Raw genomic sequence first — 1003 nt, forward strand, 5'->3', positions numbered from 1 at the left:
GGGGTGGGCCGGGCGCTGCTCCGGGCCGCCGTCGCGGAGGCCCGCCGCCGGGGCGCGCGGCGGATCACCCTGCGCGTCCTGGGCCACAACACCCCGGCCCGCAGGCTCTACGAGTCCGAGGGCTTCGTGGTCGAGGGGATCCAGCCGGAGGAGTTCTACCTGGACGGCGCGTACGTGGACGACGTCCTCATGGGGCGCAGGGTCTGAGAGACCGGCGGACGGGTCGACGGACGGGTCTGCGGGCGGGCCGACGGGCGGGCCGGCCCGCGGGTCAGCTTTCCTGAGGGGACGTCAGCAGCCGCATGCCACCGGTCAGTTCGCGCAGGCAGCGGACCGCGAGCTCGGCGGGGGAGCCGGGGCCTTCGAGGCCCGCGTCCGAGGCGGCCCACGTCYCCAGGGCGATGCGGACGGCGTCCGTCGCGGCCGCGGCGGCGAGCCGGACCTCCAGCGGATCGGCGCCCCCGCCGGCCAGCCGGGCCAGCACCGGGACGAGCCTGTCCTCGGACTCCTGGTTCACCCGGTACCAGACCGCCCGCAGCGCCGGGTCCTCGGCGGCGGCCCGCAGCAGGCCCCGGGTCCAGCGCAGGCCCTCGGCCTTGGCCTCGTGCGGGGCGGTCAGGGTCTCGGTGACGGCCGACTCCAGGGCCCGGGGGAGCGTGGTGCCGGGTCCGGCACCCGCGAGCCGCTCGCGCCAGTGGTCGCCGCCGACCGCGAGCAGCGGGCCGACGGCGTCCTGCTTGTTGCGGAAGTAGCGGTAGAAGGTGCGCAGCGCGACGCCGGCGCGGCCGGCGATCGCCTCGGCCGTGGTGCCGTCGGGGCCGCGCTCGGTGAAGAGTTCGGCGGCGGCGCGGGCGATGTCGAACTGGGTCGCCGCCTTGCGGCGTTCGGTCAGCGACGGGGGCCTGGTCGCTGGGGGCGGCTCGGTGCTCACACGTGAAAGCGTACGTCCAGGATGTTTGGCCCTTGGCCTTGCCGGCGGGGCCGGCAGGGCGAGGGCCGGGGC

Annotated in this window: 2 protein-coding genes; one reads left to right on the forward strand and one right to left on the reverse strand. The window is 77.2% G+C overall.

All coding sequences use genetic code 11. The features are described 5' to 3' along the window. Nucleotides 1-207 (forward strand): GNAT family N-acetyltransferase (locus FGF04_RS39470; RefSeq protein ID WP_149516201.1); only part of this gene is annotated, 207 nt, incomplete at its 5' end. Nucleotides 208-271: 64 nt separating this feature from the next. Here FGF04_RS39470 and FGF04_RS39475 read toward each other — a convergent pair. Beyond that, on the reverse strand, nt 272-931 hold the full coding sequence (locus tag FGF04_RS39475) for a TetR/AcrR family transcriptional regulator (RefSeq protein ID WP_149516202.1): 660 nt from the start codon (nt 929-931) through the stop codon (nt 272-274). Nucleotides 932-1003 lie beyond the last annotated feature (72 nt).

Source organism: Streptomyces apricus (assembly GCF_008369065.1).
In the GTDB taxonomy this organism is placed as follows: domain Bacteria; phylum Actinomycetota; class Actinomycetes; order Streptomycetales; family Streptomycetaceae; genus Streptomyces; species Streptomyces apricus.